General features: G+C 55.7%; 15 protein-coding genes and 1 pseudogene. 2 read left to right on the top strand and 14 right to left on the bottom strand.

Annotated features, from left to right (window positions below):
* Positions 1 to 272 precede the first annotated feature (272 nt).
* The 5 genes from IAE40_RS25910 to IAE40_RS00895 form a co-directional block, all read right to left on the bottom strand.
* Positions 273 to 524 carry an amidohydrolase family protein gene (locus IAE40_RS25910; protein ID WP_200602441.1) on the bottom strand — a complete coding sequence of 84 codons (252 nt, stop codon included), beginning with the start codon at positions 522 to 524 and terminating at the stop codon, positions 273 to 275.
* 164 nt (positions 525 to 688) lie between these two features.
* Positions 689 to 910, bottom strand: coding sequence for an IS66 family insertion sequence element accessory protein TnpB (tnpB, locus tag IAE40_RS00910; protein ID WP_200602440.1), 222 nt, complete (start codon positions 908 to 910; stop codon positions 689 to 691).
* Positions 907 to 1,230, bottom strand: coding sequence for an IS66-like element accessory protein TnpA (gene tnpA / locus IAE40_RS00905; RefSeq protein ID WP_200602439.1), 324 nt, complete (start codon positions 1,228 to 1,230; stop codon positions 907 to 909). The genes tnpB and tnpA overlap by 4 nt, the downstream gene beginning before the upstream one ends.
* A gap of 346 nt (positions 1,231 to 1,576) precedes the next feature.
* Positions 1,577 to 2,002: a helix-turn-helix domain-containing protein gene (locus IAE40_RS00900; RefSeq protein WP_200602438.1), complete on the bottom strand. Its 426-nt coding sequence runs from the start codon at positions 2,000 to 2,002 to the stop codon at positions 1,577 to 1,579.
* Between the two features lie 152 nt (positions 2,003 to 2,154).
* On the bottom strand, positions 2,155 to 3,105 hold the full coding sequence (locus IAE40_RS00895; RefSeq protein ID WP_200602437.1) for a site-specific integrase: 951 nt from the start codon (positions 3,103 to 3,105) through the stop codon (positions 2,155 to 2,157).
* Positions 3,106 to 3,284: 179 nt separating this feature from the next.
* On the opposite strand from IAE40_RS00895, the gene IAE40_RS00890 reads away from it, so the two are divergent.
* Entirely contained in the window at positions 3,285 to 4,277 is a 993-nt protein-coding gene (locus IAE40_RS00890) for a DNA-binding protein (RefSeq protein WP_200602436.1), read from the top strand.
* Between the two features lie 47 nt (positions 4,278 to 4,324).
* On the opposite strand, the gene IAE40_RS00885 is transcribed toward IAE40_RS00890, so the two are convergent.
* From IAE40_RS00885 to IAE40_RS00865, 5 genes are all read right to left on the bottom strand, one after another.
* Complete coding sequence (locus IAE40_RS00885) at positions 4,325 to 4,507, bottom strand: hypothetical protein (RefSeq protein WP_200602435.1); 183 nt, start codon at positions 4,505 to 4,507, stop codon at positions 4,325 to 4,327.
* A gap of 561 nt (positions 4,508 to 5,068) precedes the next feature.
* Positions 5,069 to 5,890, bottom strand: coding sequence for a toll/interleukin-1 receptor domain-containing protein (locus IAE40_RS00880; RefSeq protein ID WP_200602434.1), 822 nt, complete (start codon positions 5,888 to 5,890; stop codon positions 5,069 to 5,071).
* 50 nt (positions 5,891 to 5,940) lie between these two features.
* Positions 5,941 to 6,384 carry a TIR domain-containing protein gene (locus IAE40_RS00875; RefSeq protein ID WP_200602433.1) on the bottom strand — a complete coding sequence of 148 codons (444 nt, stop codon included), beginning with the start codon at positions 6,382 to 6,384 and terminating at the stop codon, positions 5,941 to 5,943.
* A gap of 12 nt (positions 6,385 to 6,396) precedes the next feature.
* Entirely contained in the window at positions 6,397 to 7,830 is a 1,434-nt protein-coding gene (locus IAE40_RS00870) for an SIR2 family protein (protein WP_200602432.1), read from the bottom strand.
* A 27-nt stretch (positions 7,831 to 7,857) separates the two neighbouring features.
* Complete coding sequence (locus tag IAE40_RS00865) at positions 7,858 to 8,355, bottom strand: toll/interleukin-1 receptor domain-containing protein (protein ID WP_200602431.1); 498 nt, start codon at positions 8,353 to 8,355, stop codon at positions 7,858 to 7,860.
* Positions 8,356 to 8,898: 543 nt separating this feature from the next.
* On the opposite strand from IAE40_RS00865, the gene IAE40_RS00860 reads away from it, so the two are divergent.
* Entirely contained in the window at positions 8,899 to 10,245 is a 1,347-nt protein-coding gene (locus IAE40_RS00860) for a hypothetical protein (RefSeq protein WP_200602430.1), read from the top strand.
* A gap of 86 nt (positions 10,246 to 10,331) precedes the next feature.
* Here the strand turns inward: IAE40_RS00860 and IAE40_RS00855 are convergent.
* From IAE40_RS00855 to IAE40_RS00840, 4 genes and pseudogenes are all read right to left on the bottom strand, one after another.
* Positions 10,332 to 11,083 (bottom strand): annotated as a pseudogene (locus IAE40_RS00855) (SIR2 family NAD-dependent protein deacylase).
* 734 nt (positions 11,084 to 11,817) lie between these two features.
* Positions 11,818 to 12,711, bottom strand: a complete 894-nt coding sequence (locus IAE40_RS00850; RefSeq protein ID WP_200602429.1) for an RNase H1/viroplasmin domain-containing protein — start codon at positions 12,709 to 12,711, stop codon at positions 11,818 to 11,820.
* Positions 12,712 to 12,775: 64 nt separating this feature from the next.
* On the bottom strand, positions 12,776 to 15,133 hold the full coding sequence (locus tag IAE40_RS00845) for an RNaseH domain-containing protein (RefSeq protein ID WP_200602428.1): 2,358 nt from the start codon (positions 15,131 to 15,133) through the stop codon (positions 12,776 to 12,778).
* Positions 15,111 to 15,896, bottom strand: coding sequence for a hypothetical protein (locus IAE40_RS00840; protein ID WP_200602427.1), 786 nt, complete (start codon positions 15,894 to 15,896; stop codon positions 15,111 to 15,113). The genes IAE40_RS00845 and IAE40_RS00840 overlap by 23 nt, the downstream gene beginning before the upstream one ends.
* Between the last annotated feature and the right edge of the window lie 47 nt (positions 15,897 to 15,943).

Genomic DNA, 15,943 nt, shown 5'->3' with positions numbered 1-15,943 from the left:
AAACCTCGGTCGATTGACCAGGGCAGTGCAGTCCGTGAACAACTTGGCCAGCAAGAGTTTGAGGGCAAAAGAAAGCCCGCTGCTAGTCGGGCAAGGTCTATCACACGTAGGGATGACTTTAGATTCACTCGCGCACCGTGAAAATTGAGTGAAAGAAAAGTCCCTGGAACGTGATGATCGCATCGTTAAGGTGCGGAACCTGCACAAGGGGAGCGATATGACGTGTGTTCGGCTCACCACCTGTACTGCTCCTAGTCCGCCTTCAGTGCCACTCAGAGCAGCTGGTGAACGCCAGCGGTTGCCTGAGCGCTCAATTGAGCAACATCAACAGTGACTAAGCGCCCATTTCGTTTGAGTATCTGACCATCTGCAATCACGGTGTCTACGTCAGACGGGGTCGCTGACTGAACAACCTGCGCTACAGGGTCATTCACCGGGAACATCCCTAGATTTCGTGTATTGATCAGCGATAAGTCGGCACGTTTGCCAACGCTAATCGAACCGATCTCCTTACCTAAAGTCATGCTGTGGATTTTACCAAAGCAACCTACCTGCCACAGCTACAACACCGCGATTCAGAGCAACGTAATTGCGCCGTTAGCGCCCACTCGCTGCCAAGGCAGGCCCAGCACCAGCGCTTGAAGTTGCTCAGCATCAAGTTCGACTTCCAGGCCCCGGTGGGTGCCGGTCAGTTGAATTTTCCTTGGTTCAAGCGCCGCGCGGCCAGCCAGATCCCAACTCCGTCATGGACGAGCACTTTCATCCGATTAGCGCGACGGTTGGCGAATAGATAAGCGCAGTGCGGCTTCGCAGCACCGAATACGGCGACCACACAAGCCAACGCAGTGTCTGTGCCGGCGCGCATGTCCATGGGTTCAGTGGCGAGCCAGATGGCGTCGATACGAATCATTGAGTCAGGCCACGGATGAAACGTGCGCAACCGACAGGATCTGAAGTTGGCCAGCTCACCATGAGTGTTTGTTTGCCGAAACTGATTTTGATATTGGCTAATGCCTGCTGGGCTGGCACCGAGGGGGTCTCTAATTTTAATGGCACGAACGCCGGGAGAGTGGATGGCATCTGGTCACGAAAAATGGGAATCCACTTCCGAACCAGATTGGTGTTGATGCCATGACGCAGGGCAACGCTCGCGATGGATACGTCGGGGAGTAGGCATTCCTGAACGATCTGGGCTTTGAACAGCTTGGGATAAGAGGTGCGCTGGCGCATGAGATTCCTTGCGTTAAGGGCGATGGTGTCCACGTATTTTTAGGTGGACACCATCGCCCTTAATTTGGGGATTCTGAAGGTGTATTCGCCGGACGCTTACTGATGGCCGCGCATAGACTGTTGAGGATGCAAAGGGGCCGAACTCACGGCCCCTTTTTTTGCCCGGGTGGCTAAGAGCTAGGTGCTGTTTCCCAGCTACAGGGCCGCGAAAGTTGCTATCAGAATTTCAGTTGAAGCGCCCTGATGGCCGCCATTTCAAATTTGTCTTCGAGCCACCAGTGCACAGCCGGCCTCATCCAAGAGGCGGCTAAGTCACTTGGTTTTTAGCTCGACATGAAAGCGCCACTTAATCAACGAATACCAGCTCCGCTTGCTCAGCGGGTACAGCAGCAGTGCGACTTTTGCACGTCAGGTGTCGCATTTGAGTGGTAGGTTGAGGCGATGCTGCCGTTAGGCGGGGAGGTGTCGAGGAATTCAGCGGCCGCACTCCATCCTTTCCAGCAAGGCCCCGAATTTCCGAGCAGAGTTTTTCGATCAGTTCGGCGCTCGACTGGCCAGTGCTTTCACTGATGGTCAACGCAAGCAAGGTCAACGGGCTGAGACCTAACCGCTCACTCAGTTGCTCAAGTTTGTCTAATGTGACACTCGATCGGCCGGTTTCTAGCTTGGAGAGGTAGGTACGACTGATCGTGTCCGCGAAATCCCTCTGGGAAACATTGCGCTGGCCGCGTACCGCACGCAACACAGTGGCGAAGGAGGCTTTCAGGCTCATGAAATCGTCCTATTCTTTGCATCTTCAGGCCGCACAGCTGTTTAGGCTCCTTGGTGTGGGGCTATCCCGTCAAAGCGTTGCCGTGAGCAGAGAGTCTAACACGGTGTTTTCCACCTGCCTTTTATCTAGGCGTAACGTACTTGAGCGGGCGCTTAGAGCTTCGTAAGGGTATCGATCCCTTGTGATTGAGCAGCCAGGCTGCCAAAAGAGTTGGTGGCATCCACATACTTCAAAGCAGATTTCATATCCCGCCATCCCACATAGCTCATTAAGCCTTTGATGTCCCAGCCGTTCGCTGATGCCCAGGTCGCAAAGCCCCTGCGCATCGAGTGGCTGCTGTAGGTCGCGGCGGGGATGCCTGCTGCTTCCAGAATGCGTCGTAACAGCGGGATCATGCTACTGGCCCGGAAGCCTGTATCGGAGAGGTTTCCCCAGCGATCGAGCTTGCGGAACACGGGCCCATCCGCAATGCCTGCAACAGTGACCCAGTGGATATAGGCCTCGACTGGACAGAGCTGCTTCAGCGCCGGTGCATGGAAGGTGCTGCCGTGGTGATCACGATCGGTTTTGGAATAGGGCAGGTAGAACGTAATCCCCACGCCGGCTTCTGCCTGGGTCGTCTCCACCCGCAGCCGTGCCAGCTCATCGCTACGAAACCCCCGCCAAAACCCAATCAGCAGCAATGCGGTATCGCGCCGGTGCCGCATCAGGCCGCGGTAATCACCCGCCTCAATCGCCAGGCCGGCCTGCTTATCAAGCCAGCCGACCGCTTTCTGCAGATGGCGCAGCTGTAGAGGGGCGGCTTGCTTCTGCTGCGTAGGATGAACAACGCGGATGCCTTTGAGCATCTGCCGAACCTGAGGCGCCTTGGTTGGGTCGGGGAAACCCTGGGTGATGTGCCATTGCGCCAGAGCCGCAAGCCGCTGCCTTAGTGTGCTGAGGGCAAGCGTCTCCGCATACTCCGCCAGATAACGAACGATCCCTTCGGATGTCGCCGGCAGAAAGCCGCCCCACGTCGTTTCGTAGTGCTCTACGGCTGCTCTATAGCTTTTGCGGGTGTTATCCCGCGTACCCGCCTTCAGGTACCGCTGCGCCTTGTCCATCTTCCAAACCTGCCATTCGTACCCCACCTAGGCACGATTCTGAGCCATTTCAGTCCATAAGAATATATAACACCCTATTATTTACTCTTGGCTTTCGGGGTATTTATTGGTCATAAAATGATCTACAATGTCACGTATGAACGTGTTATGTAACACATTACGAAATCGTAGGAGAGGTCATGGCTCGCGGCGGCATTAACAAGGCTTTGGTGCAGAAGGCACGCGCGGCGCTGATCGCCCGCGGCGTCAATCCGAGCATTGACGCGGTGCGAATCGAGCTAGGAAATACGGGATCCAAAACCACAATTTCGCGGTATATGCAGGAGTTGGAGTCGGCAGACGTGCGCCCCCAGGCCCACCCGGATCGACTGAGTGATGAGCTGACAGCGATGGTCAGCCAGCTTTTGAAGCGTGTTTTGGAGGAGGGCAACGAAGCCTTGGCGCAGGAGCGAGTCAGCCACGAGCAGAGCGTCGCAGCCCTGAATCAGCGCATCAGTGACCTAGATGCGGAACTCAAAAACAGCAAACAAATCACCGCGAGCCGTGATGCGGCATTGATCGCCCAAGCCGAAGAGCTGCGAATATGCCAATCCTCTTTGCAGGCCGAGATAACCCGGAACGCGCGCCTCAGCCAAAGCTGTGCAGACCTGGAGCTACGAATGCAAGAGAAGGATGGGCATGTGCGCTCGCTAGAGGAGAAGCACACGCATGCCCGGGATGCGCTGGAGCACTACCGCACCGCCATCAAGGAGCAGCGAGAACAAGATCAGCGCCGCCATGAAACCCAGCTTCAGCAAGTCCAGCAGGAACTCCTGCAACTACAACAGGCCCTGATGGTTCGTCAGGATGAATTGACGCGCCTAAATCGTGACAACGAGCGCCTGCTGAGTGAAGCGCGCCAGCACAGCAAGCTTGCTCACCAGAATCAGGATGCGATGAAGCGACTAGAGGGGGATCTGGGGCTCGCACACATGGCCACAGCCAGGGCTGAAGGCGCTAAAGAGATGCTCCAGGAGCAATTGGTGACCGTCAAAAATACCAACGAGGGGCTCTCGTCTGAAATTTCCTCGCTACGAGCCAATGTCGTGAAACTTAGCCAGGAGCTAGCTGATACAACCAAAGCACTGAAGATTTGCCGCGGTGAACAGCCTGATATGACTGGCGAATCATGACCACAGGGGTGCCGGTGAAGGACTTGCCGTGACGCCGCGAGGCACGATCAAACTTTACGTAATTCGGGCGCCGCTTCGGTTAGGCCTTGCTGCATTTTCAATCGTTCAACAACTGCAAACACGTTGTCTGCCGGATCTGGTCGTGCACTCTCGTAGCCATTGCGCGCCAGGGTGGTGAAAGCTTCCTCTACAGCCTTTTCCTTTGGGTTTCGGTCGATGAAAGATTTCACGGCGGACGCATCCACAGAAAGAGTATGGACAGATAGCTGAGCACATCCTGGCCGGTTAGGAAAGGCGCCTAGAGAATCTCGCCTTTGCTTATGGTGCCAGGGGAGGTCGGCCGGAGCGCTTCGACCAACCTCCACTCCAGGGGAGTTGCCGATCAGACTGGCTTCGCATCCAGTGGCGGATTTCGAAGCGCATCCAGCGTAATGGTGTCGCCGAAGACACCCCAATCCGCAGGAGGCACGTCTCGCATGGGCTCAGTGTCAAAGCCCTGCCTTTTGAGTCCGTGGAGTTTGACGTGGGCTTGTCTTGGCAGCGCGCGCTTGATAAGGATCCGGTGACCCAATGGTTCATTGAGTTGGTGTCACAACTGATGGATAACCACCGCTCCATCGAATGAGCCTCGTGGCCACGGCGCCTGGAGCCTGATGACCGTCACCATGGCAATGGCGGCGACCAGAGAGCGACTCCTTGATAGGCCGAGCAATTTTGCTCGGCCCTGCCGGTTGGCAAGGAGCATCCTCGTGCAAACAGGATGTATGGGAAGAAACGCGTCGCTCCGGTCACTAGACCTTCAGCAATTCACGCTTGCGCTGATATTGGCCTGGCACGTCAAAGCGCTTGTAGAGTGCATCTAGCATTGCGTGGCCCTGGACGCTTGTCGGCTGCTGAACAAGCCAGTCACGCAACTGACTCCCGGCAACTGGGGGCAGGTGCTCATTGAAGACCCTAAACGCGGTGAGATGCTGCAAGCTTTCTAGGCCGTAGTTGTTGAAGCCTTTCACGTCATCCAGCAAAACCTCCCGTTGCCTCTCTACAACTCGCGGCGGTACGACATGCTGCACCTGGAAGCTGAACTGCAGTTCGGAGTACAGCCAAGGTGAGAACGTTCTCGCCTTGTCGCCGAAGTTCAAAGGAACAGACTTCTCAGACCGAACAAATACGAACGTTTCAGCCCGAGCAATCGTGCGGTGAAGGGCGCCAGCCAGCATCATGTGAACATCAGCATGGATGCGATGAACGTGGGCCTCCCTCGTCTCACCGTCCAATGGCCGAGTATCGGCGATGATTTTACTCACCAGGTCGCCAAAGAACCCCCACACGGTCGAGTCAACGAATACCTTCAGGCCATGCTTGCCAAGCTCCAAAGCCAGATCAATGGCATTTCGCTGATCAGCATGGGAATGAGAGAGGAATACGTGGTAGTCCGACTCCGGGAAGATCTCTGCCGACAGGGCTTCAGCATCCAGGACGCTGGGCTGATGGTAAGACCCGATAATGAATCGTGCGAGATTGTCGATGCGCTTCTTGGCATCGTAGATGTAGGTGTCAATCTTGGAATAGGGATTGGTCGGTTGGTACTGGTCAATCTCGAAGCCAACGTACATCAGATAGTCCTTTTCAGAAGGAAAAGGCGCCAGTTGGCGCCTAATCGGTATTACTGCTTGCCTGCTGCCTTTGCAGCTGCCTCAACCCACTTGCCAAGGTTTTCACGCCCGTTATCTTTGTTCCAAAGATAGTGAGTGGCGCCCGGGACACGCAGGCTGCAGCAAGTCGTCGTCTTGCCGTTGAGATCGGAAATTTGGCTGATGTCGATGGTCAAGATGCCATTGCCACGGGCAATGCTCTGCTCGATCTCGTACTTCACCCATTTGCTCTTGTCCGTGGTTGCCCCGACGAGGACAACGGTCACGCTGGTGCCATGCAACTGATCGTTGATCCACTTCTTAATGGCGGCATCACCCTGACGCTCGACTTCTTCGAAGTCAGCCTTGTCGATGAAACCCACCTTCTGATCCGAGGCGATAACGTTGCTGTTACGCACGTTCATCGCACGATGCACGTCCTCGTACTGAAAGCTGAAAAATACCTTTCTTGCCATGGTGATCTTCCTTTAGATGAGTGGCAGCAGGTTCAGGATGACGTCGTGCGCCCGCGTGAGGTCGGTACCTTCCGCGCCCAGCTCCTGCAGCAGGGGGGTGATTTTCTTGCCATGCTCGTACTTCGTCTCGTCATAGGTCGCCATTACCTCTTTCCAGAGGTCAGCCGAGATCGAGCCGGTGATGCCTACCGGGATGACAAAGACGCCGCCGGCGACTGCGAGATCGAATTCTTCGCGCATACCATTCGACAGCACAACATCACCGTCCTGGTTGAGCTTGTTACCAAAGAGGAAGATCGCAGTCCCGGCATGAGCCAACATGTCGCGCCGGTACTCAGTCCAGAGATCCTTCAAGGGGCGTTCACCGGACTGACTCTGCGGGAATGGCCGCAAAATCAATTGGTCACTGTCCAGACGGTGGCCATTCATGATGGTCTGCTCGATGACGCCTGAAATCACCGCGCTGCCGATACCCAATCCGAATCCGGAGATGACACGGTATTGATCTTTGCTGATGGCCTTGCTGAGCTTGTAAACGAAGTGCTCGGATTCGGCCTCAGTCCAGGGGCTATAGTCGTGGGCCGCACCAGAGATGAAGATGGTTTTGCGCTTATGCCGGTGTTCAATCTCCTGCAGGATTGCAGTGATCTCACTGAAATCATCGACGTAGACTGCCTTGATGCCGAAGCGAAGCAGCTCCTGCTTGAACAGCTCCTCCTTACGCACCTTATATTCAAACTCGGCCTGATCCTCGTCTTTCCCCTGGCTGACCTTTCGCAAAATGCAGTAGTGCTGACGCTGGTGCTTCGCGTACTGGATGCGTACCCGGCTCAGGATGTAGTCAAGGTTTGGATCGGTAAAGCTGAAGCCCAGAAATAGGAACGTCTTGGCAATGAGATCGCCACTGAGCGCGGTGATGTACGGCTGCATCTTGACGTGATAGCGCTCGTAGTCATCACGGATCAGGACTGCCTCAGACGCGTGCTCGACGTCACCGTGCATTTTGTACACGACCGCATCGCGCTTGGGCTTGGTAGTGGCCAGTTGCTTAACGGTGTGTTTGACGTCAGCAACCTTTTCGTTGTCCTCAAGCGCGGTCTCAATGAGCTTGTCGTAGTTAGTCGTCCAGTAGGTCTGGATCGGTAGCCGGGCCAGAATTTTATGGTTATCCGTGAGTTTGACCTTGGTAGAGAATTCGGTCACGAGCATCTGATCTAGCTTCGAACGGTTGGCACCATTGGCGTTGGCGTGGTACTGCGCCAATGCCACCAGATCCGTCTCCTTGTCGATGTCCAGATCTAACTCATCGGCAATCGGCTTAAGCAGCGTCTTCCAGTTCACGAAGCCAGCCCCCTGGGAGAAGCCCGCACCCGCAAAAATTGCCAGGTTCCCCTCAGCCATCTCCTTCGAGAGGGTTTCTACCAGCCGTGTATGTTCCCTTTTCATACTCTTGCACTGCCCAAAAATTCGGAGTTAGAGGTTACGCACCCATGTGCCGTTGCCACGCGTGTCAAACAGCGCGAGGCCGGCGGCGTTGGTGGGGACGTCAATTTTGTTGTAGAGATTCAGGTATTCGTTGCCATAGAAATGGCCCTGGTTGTCCGAGGTCGGAATGATGGCAATGCGATCGTGAGCTTTTTTGCCATCGGCGAAGCCGATCTCCCACGGACACCAGCGAGACGACATGGAATTTTCAGTAGCCAGGAAGAGAAACCAGTCGGCTCGGACAATAGCGACTTTGATGTTGAACGCCGTTTCGCCATCAGGCGTGGCAGGCATCCTGCTGTCCTGCCAGTCGATGTAGACGTCCCAGCCTTCTCGCTTCAGCATTTCCTGTAGCCCGAGAGCAAGCGTTGCGTCCTGGTGGCTGTGGCTGAGGAAAGCGGTAGGTTGCCCTGGCCGCGGCCGGAATTGGCCCTGGGCTGAACGGCTAAAGCTTCTAGTGAGCAAGTCTGACTGGCGAATCGGCATTTTGGCTTCCCTGGCATTTGGAGGGCAAAATGCCAGCTTTCCGCAACCGGCTCAAGCCAACCCATGGTAGGAAAATTTGCCATCAACGGTTGAGTCTCGAAGTTGCGGCAGGAAGATTTCCCCATGGGGCGAGCCTTTCAGCCCAGATAATCATTTGTAATGATGAATTCGACTACGACCAAAGTATTAGGCGTCGCAAGGAAATTACTTCAGCGACGCACTGCGTCAAAACTTGTCGCGCGTGATGTGGTTAGTCATAAATTTGACAGGATGCTGTTCGACAGAGGCACCATACCCATCTACAGCACGCAGGGATATTCCGCTGAGTTTGAAAAAACCATCAACGCTACACATACTAACGCCGGCTCCCGGGACGTGCGGCCCCCAAATCCTGGCCACTGCGACTGATGGAAGAAAAAGGGCCGCTGACAAGTATTCACTTGAAACAGTGATGCTTCCTCTCCGGGAGATACTAGGGCCGCATAATCATATTCATTAAAATTCAATCCGTTTTTCTCAAGCGCTACAGCGCAAGGACAGAGAATGCGAACACTTGACAATTGGGCTCATCGGCTTTTGCAGGTACCACTGCTCATCGAATGTCCTTCCATGCAGGTCATCGGCTATGACCATGAGGAACCGCTCTTCGTCGGGCCTGGCCATATTTCCATCACTTCCCGTACAGGGATGGAATTTGTCATGCATGGGAAACCAATCGACGAGAAAAAAGCCCACGAGCGCCTTTTTCGCGCCTTTGAAAATCCATTCGTCAACCTGGATCAGCTCAGGGTAATGGCAGTCGATTACGAGGGCGTTGAGTGGAACTGTGGATGGGTAGATGTACGGATGGGGGATACCGCGCAAGGCATATGGCGTCTCTCCGGAAACATACAGGTGATCATGACAAAAGCCTCGGGGACGCGGGTACAACCCGAGGCTAGCATCGAGGTGGTCTATGACGCCTCGCTGGATATTCCAATTCCACTGCTCAGCCGCAAAGAGCTACACCAGCGTGCTGAGTCCAATCTTCCTTCAGGAACTGGTATAGGACAACAGCACGTAGTTGAGGTCGAAGGCGGGCGGATGGCCTTTAGTAATAGCTGGAGTGAGAAAAGGCTCTGGGTCATGGCTTCCGGGTTCAAGCCCTCGCTTGGTGTCTTCCTGGAAAACTGGATCGGAGAGCCACTTAACATTTTGTTGGGACAATTGGTTTATCCGCGGCTGATCGCAAGAAATATGGGGGATGGTACTTCACTGGTATCACTGAGAAATGTATCTGAGCACGCTGCCGACTCGCGAGTTTCATCCTTGCTCTGCAGCCCCCTGCAGGTGCAGGGCGATCGATTCTGGGAAATGTATCGACTGATTATGTCTATGATCATCAGAGAAACTCAGGATAAAGCTGAGCCGGATCTTGCAGTCCACCAGCTGACTCACTACTACCAAGAGATCGCTCAAGCGACGACAGGATCACATTGGGTATTGTGCATGACCCTGGCCAGCGTGATCGAAGGTATGGCCAATTTAATGTTTCCCGCATCTAAGCTCATACGGGGTGCTGATGATGAAGCCGATGCTTGGGAAAAATCAATTAGAAGCCTGGAGGCACACGTCCTAGAATGGGAAGGAGAAAGCAAACTACGCCAGAGACTGATGACCTCACTGCAATCCGCACGAGAGAAAGGGGTGATACAGCGACTGAAACCACTGGTAGAAAGGGGTGTTATAAGTAAGGATCACCTCGATGTCTGGCATCGAGTGCGCAACAGCGTCATGCACGGCAATCTCGTTTCTCCCTGGCTTACTGAAGAGCTGGAGCAAAAGCTGAAGCGACTGACAGAACTGACTCACCGGTTAAGCGAAGCTTACATACGCAGGTGTGCAGAGTAGGATTTTGCACCCGAGCAGATACTGCGTGGCCTGGTTACTCAACGATGAGCCCGGGCCAGCGGTGCAATTGGTCGAAATAGATTCGATCAGCCAAACGCATCTGTCAGCAACGACTGCATGATGTGGGTGGCCGGGCCCTGCAAGAAGTACTCATCGGCACTGACTTCAAACGCACTGGGGTTTATGTGCACCACCGTCGACCCTTTGCTCAGTGCTCGCAGCGGAAGCTCCGCCGCGGGGAATACCATACCGGACGTGCCTATAGACAGGAACAGGTCGCAGCCCTCAGCAGCCGCAAGCCCTGCACTCCAGGCGTGTTCAGGGAGCATCTCACCGAACCACACGACACCAGGGCGAATAAGGCCGTTACATGCGCCGCACCGCGGAGGCTCGATGCGGCACCCGTCATGGGACAGATCCTGGTCAGGCAGGATAGGGCCGTAAGCGACGGCGCAGTCGATACATCGTGGAGTATGCAGACTCCCATGAAGGTGGATCACGCCCTCACTTCCGGCACGCTCGTGAAGACCGTCGACATTTTGAGTAACGATAGTCAGCTTTGGAACGTGATTCGCAAGCTCAGCGATAGCCAGGTGTGCCGCATTCGGGATGGCCTGAAGAACCTTCGCTCGGCGCCATTCGTACCATCCCCAGCAGAGGCTCGGATCGGTTCGATACGCTTCTGCAGTCGCCAGTCGGGAGGATCGAAGCGCTCCCATAGTCCGGTTAACGCGTCACGGAAGGTGGGGATACCGCTCTCGGCTGATACGCCAGCGCCGGTGAAGACGGTCACATGGTTCGCCTGGCGCAACCGCTCTGCAACGGAATTGACTGGCATGAAGTATCTCCTATCAAGCCATTTGTGCTGTTCAAGTGAACTGGAAGGGTGGCCCTAGCCTGGTCATCCCTATTGCCGCTTTTGGGCTATGAGCCGTAAGAGTACAAATGTACCCCTAGGCCATTGCGCTCATGACTGGGCCTGAGTGGAATCAGGTTTCGAGGCATGCTCCAGGGCGTTAGCGAGTGTCTCCAAGGCGTCGGCCAAACGACCATCCTCCCGCGCGTCCCCGCTGCTTGGCGCAAACTCCCGGCAATGCCGGAGCAGGGCGTCGAGGTCGTTGTGGTTCAGATCCAGCTCTACGTACATAAGACGTCCAAAAGGGAGAGAGGGCAGCGAAGCTACTGGTATCCAAACACGCTTTAGCCGAATATTGCGCCCGGTTCGGAGAGTCTGGAGTCTAGTGGTGAAGGTTGAGCAGGAGACGCAGATCTGGCATTGCGCTGCTGCACATTATGGTGAGTCTCTCATCTCTATCGTGAATGGTGCACTGAAAAGCTTTCGCCGGGTTCCCGGCCTGGATGTGTTGACCCGGATCCACAAGGCGGATGTCGGCGCGCCGACATTTGCGATACTTGACCTCGCTATACCCAAAACGGGAATGCCATGCTCAGACGGCAGTTTTATCCATGTCCGGGAGCAGCTCAGATCGCACTTGGGGCTATTACTGCCCCATCATCTTCGGCACAGTCAAAACCGACCTTTCCTCAACTCCGACGCAACCAATTTGGTGCTCAAGGCAGCCGATCAATCGCGTTGGCGTAATCGAAATCAATGCTGGTGCCGCTGACTAAGTTGGCTTGCAGTCGTGGGCCGTCTTCCGTCGCCACCGCATAGAAGCTGAGAGCTTCGAGGTCGGCATGGGTTGCCGCCCAGAGGAGATCTAGGTATTCCTTGGCTTGCGAATTCGACACCAGCCCAGGTGCTTTGAGGCTCAAGTGATCCTTCACGCGACGCTTCAAATGTTCACGGGACGGCTGAAGGTGAGGGCCTAGGTAGACGGGGGCATCGCCAATGGGGGCCGTCAACGGGACTGCCGGCGCGTGGTACAACTGATGTATCTCTCGGTGCTCCAGCGTCCGGTTGTACAGCGTCAGCCCCCTCTGGACGTAGAGCTTGTACAGCCTACTCTTGGCGTCCAACGCAGCCTCTTTAGAGTCGACACGTTCAACTACCTGGAACACTGGGGTAATCCCTTGGGCGAGGAGTTCTGCAATTTTCACGCAGACACCTTTGGGTTTTCGGCTGACGGAACCCAGGTAGTGGGCTTCACGGCGCTCAAGGTCTATGGTTTCGCCGACATAGAAAGGCTCATTGGTCTCAGGGTGGCATATGGTGAAGACGACATGCTGACCAAATGCCATGCCGTCTAGCGATGTCTGGAGCGCCTGGTGCGGCGCCTCAGGCACAATATCGCTTGTTTCGAAATGAATGACGGGGGAGGCGTAGCGTGCCCCATCAGGTACCCTCTGCCGGTACCATTCCAGGGCAAGCTCCAAGGTCGCGAAAGATGCGTGGTCGGCACCAGGAATCCCTTGGGTCGCTTGTGCAGCACCACCTTCCCATGTGTTGAAAATCCCGGTTGGTTTGCCGGACACAACTGCGTAGTAGCGGGTTCTCTTGGCCATCCGTGTAACGCCTTGAAGCTCAACTTATCCGATGGCCAAGTCTACCTACTCAGAAGCATCGCTATCAAAACCTACCTTTCCTCAGTTTCTCGGCAACCGGATGATCCTCTGCGATCTGGCGGGCGGCATGAAGCGGGGAGGGAAGCCGCAAATAGCCGTCCCACAGTGGCGCATTCTTGCACCAGTACCCAGCCTGCAGCGCCACCTGATCTTTGTTCGCAAAGTTTCCTTCCTGGATCATCACAAACTCCGTCACGCCCAATTGCTGCCACGAATCCTTGAGCTGCGCCTGACTGACGTCGTAGCGCGTGTGGTAGCGATGAGACCGCACTTTGTTGAAGGTCTTGGAGTACGACGTGAAGTAGTACACCAGATCCTGGTGCTCGGCCTGATGCACGCCGATGCGGTTACCTATGTACATCGGTGCCAGAGGCGAGAGGGAATGTACGCCTGTCATTTGAGCCGTTTGGTAATCAGAGCGCGTACGGATCAACCAGGCGTTCTTCGGTACAGGGGGCAAGCCGTCGCCGGCGCCGTCATTCATGCCGGGGTACAGTCGCTTCGCACCGGCGTTGATATAGACAATCAACGGGCTGTCAGCCACCGCGGTCGGGGCCAGGAGTGCCTGCCTGATCATCAGCTTCGCAGCATCCCCATCCAACAGTTTCGGGCTTGCATGGATAGCGCAGAGCCCTTCGCTGTAAGTTTTCCACTGCCCCGGTTGACCTCCGTGCCCATCCACGTAGACCTGCATCTCGCGCGTGCTCACCAAGGTACGCGTGATCACGGGCAGAAAGACGTTGAGCCTGCTGAGGTAATCGACATAAATCGAAACCACGGTGGTGCCAACGGGGATACCTGCCGTGCGCTCCAGCGGTAACGGTACAAATCCGGTACCTCGGATCGCATCGATGAGTCCATTGATGGCAGGGTAATCCTCAGGCGGATCAGACTCCTCCATCTTAGCCTTCCGCAGACGGCCCTTCAGTCCAGCAGCAATGCCCTTAGAGGGCGCGCCATCGCCTTGAGGCGGCAGATGAAAAATGAACTGGGTAGAGATTCCGTGCTTGGCGCAAAGTGCCCGCAAGACATGTTTCGGATCATCATCGTCCTTGGTGGCCACCTCTGGGGTGGTCTCGATGATTGCCGCATCCGGCGCCAAGGCGCTCAGCCGTGGCAGCAATTCGTGAGAAAACCAGCTCTGAATATCGGCCGAGGATGTCTTGGTAGTCAGCACCCGCTGGGCATCTTTGCATTGGATCTGTTGCAGCAGCACTTCGGGTTTCGGTTTCTCCTTGAATACTGGAGACGCTGATTCGAGATTCTCGTAGGCCTTGTTGATGCGCATCATGACGTCTGTGTGCGCAGTAACTACGGCGATCCTAATCGGCCGAGCCGGCTCTTGCGGCGTTCTATCCCGCTGACCGATGAGCCGGCCGACATAGCGAGTCAGCATGGGCTTGGCAGAGGTCACGGTTTTCTGGACGTGGAAGCTTGCCTGGTCGAGGATGACCGTACCGACACCGCTCCCGATAGGTGAGCCAATCGGTGTATGGGCATGGATTGGTCGAACAGGCCCAGCTAGCGAAACCTCGTCCCCACCCAGCGCCGGCAAATGACCTTCGCCCATGTGCTGGATGAGTTCAGCAGCCGGACTGGTGTACACGGTTTGGAATTGCCCTTCGTCCGTACGCAGGGTGCGGATCTGGAATTTTGAAATCCCACGTTCTGTTTTGATCCAGGTGGCGTGTGTGGTGTGGCGCCACTCGGACAGGATATGGCTCAGGTGAACTGTAACTGAGGCGTACTGGCTGGGTACCTTGTGCAACAGCAGCAAACCCGTCGAGACAGAATGCATGGCCACTGCGCGTCGATCACCACGTTCGTAGAACAACGGGCTGTCCCACGCAAGCAGGGAGCCGTCACTGCAAACCGAGAGGTTCAACGGGACAGATGACTCCATCGGTTTGCTCGATAATTGCTGCGCGAGCATCCAAGGGACGACCTTGTACGCCACTACGGACTGTCGAGGATCGTGCATGACGTCAGAGGCATAGAGAGGAGCAGGGCCCTCGGGGACGAGCAGATCGATGAAGTCCTGTTGGCCCGGCGCTGCTTTACGCAGGATGTGCTGGGCCCAGACGTTGATTGCTCGGTTCAGTTTGTCTGGCTCGATTGGATTCAGCGCCACAATGACCGGCGTTTGCTGGTTTTTGAGCAGTTGCGCGTTTACCCATACCGGGCCACCTGAGAGGTAGCTGAGGATCTCTTCGAGTGACTCAGTCGGCAGATAAGGCTTACCGAAATGATTGGCGAGCAACTGCCATCCATTTAAAAACTCTCGCGATGCGCGATACTGCATGACGGAAGGCAGCTCATCTGGATCAAAGCGGAACAGGTTAGTCCTCAGGGAAATCGTCATCAGGTAGCCCCTCATTCTCTTGAGTGCCTGCGGTGGTCTGCGGGCCTGCCGCTTCGATATACAGCGTCATAGCCTCCACGAGTCCCGCATGGTGCGTTGAAAACTCGTTCCAGTGGCCATCTTGCTTCAGCTTCTCGATCGTCCGCTCCAAAAGCATCGCCCACGTGAAACGGGTGTCAAAGAATGCCGCGTCTGCCAGGTAACAGGTGACTGGCGTGCCGCCACGCCTGGCACGGCCCACCAGTTGGGTGAGTGTGACCAGGACGTTCATGATGGTGTAGAACCGGATATCTTTGGGCTGGCTGTAAAAGTAGGGGGGAGCCAGCCGAATGCCATTGAGTATGCGGTTTGCCTTGGCACGCTCTTTCAGGAGTGCCAGACCTGGCGTTGCAGACGGTTCAATACTCTCGCCAACGCTGTAGCAAAGATGTGCAAGGTTGTTACCTGGCTGATCGGAAGAGGGCAGTGGCCGCACGCATACAACCACACCACCCAGCGCTGACTTACCGTCCGCAGTCACTATGTTGTGACCACGCGCCATTGGATAGATGGAGCTCACCAGCAACTGCACATCCGCATTGGGGCCGTCAGCGAACTCGACGAGATCGTCGTAGGTGAGCCTGTTCGCCAGTGGCAACCGTTCCTGCCGATCCGATTTCTTGCCTCCACGAATCCAGGCAACCTTCCGTTGCCCCCCTGAAATTTCATAGAGCGTCGAAGCAAGTTGCTCTGCCTCGGCATCGCTTCCCGTCACCAGCAGCAAGCGTGCTCGATGACACGTGTCCTGATCTTGCTCCAACGCTGCCAGGC

The organism is Pseudomonas sp. S44 (assembly GCF_016624805.1).
In the GTDB taxonomy this organism is placed as follows: domain Bacteria; phylum Pseudomonadota; class Gammaproteobacteria; order Pseudomonadales; family Pseudomonadaceae; genus Aquipseudomonas; species Aquipseudomonas machongensis.
The sequence above is the reverse complement of the archived record's forward strand: the minus strand, read 5'-3'. Positions and strand labels throughout refer to the sequence as shown.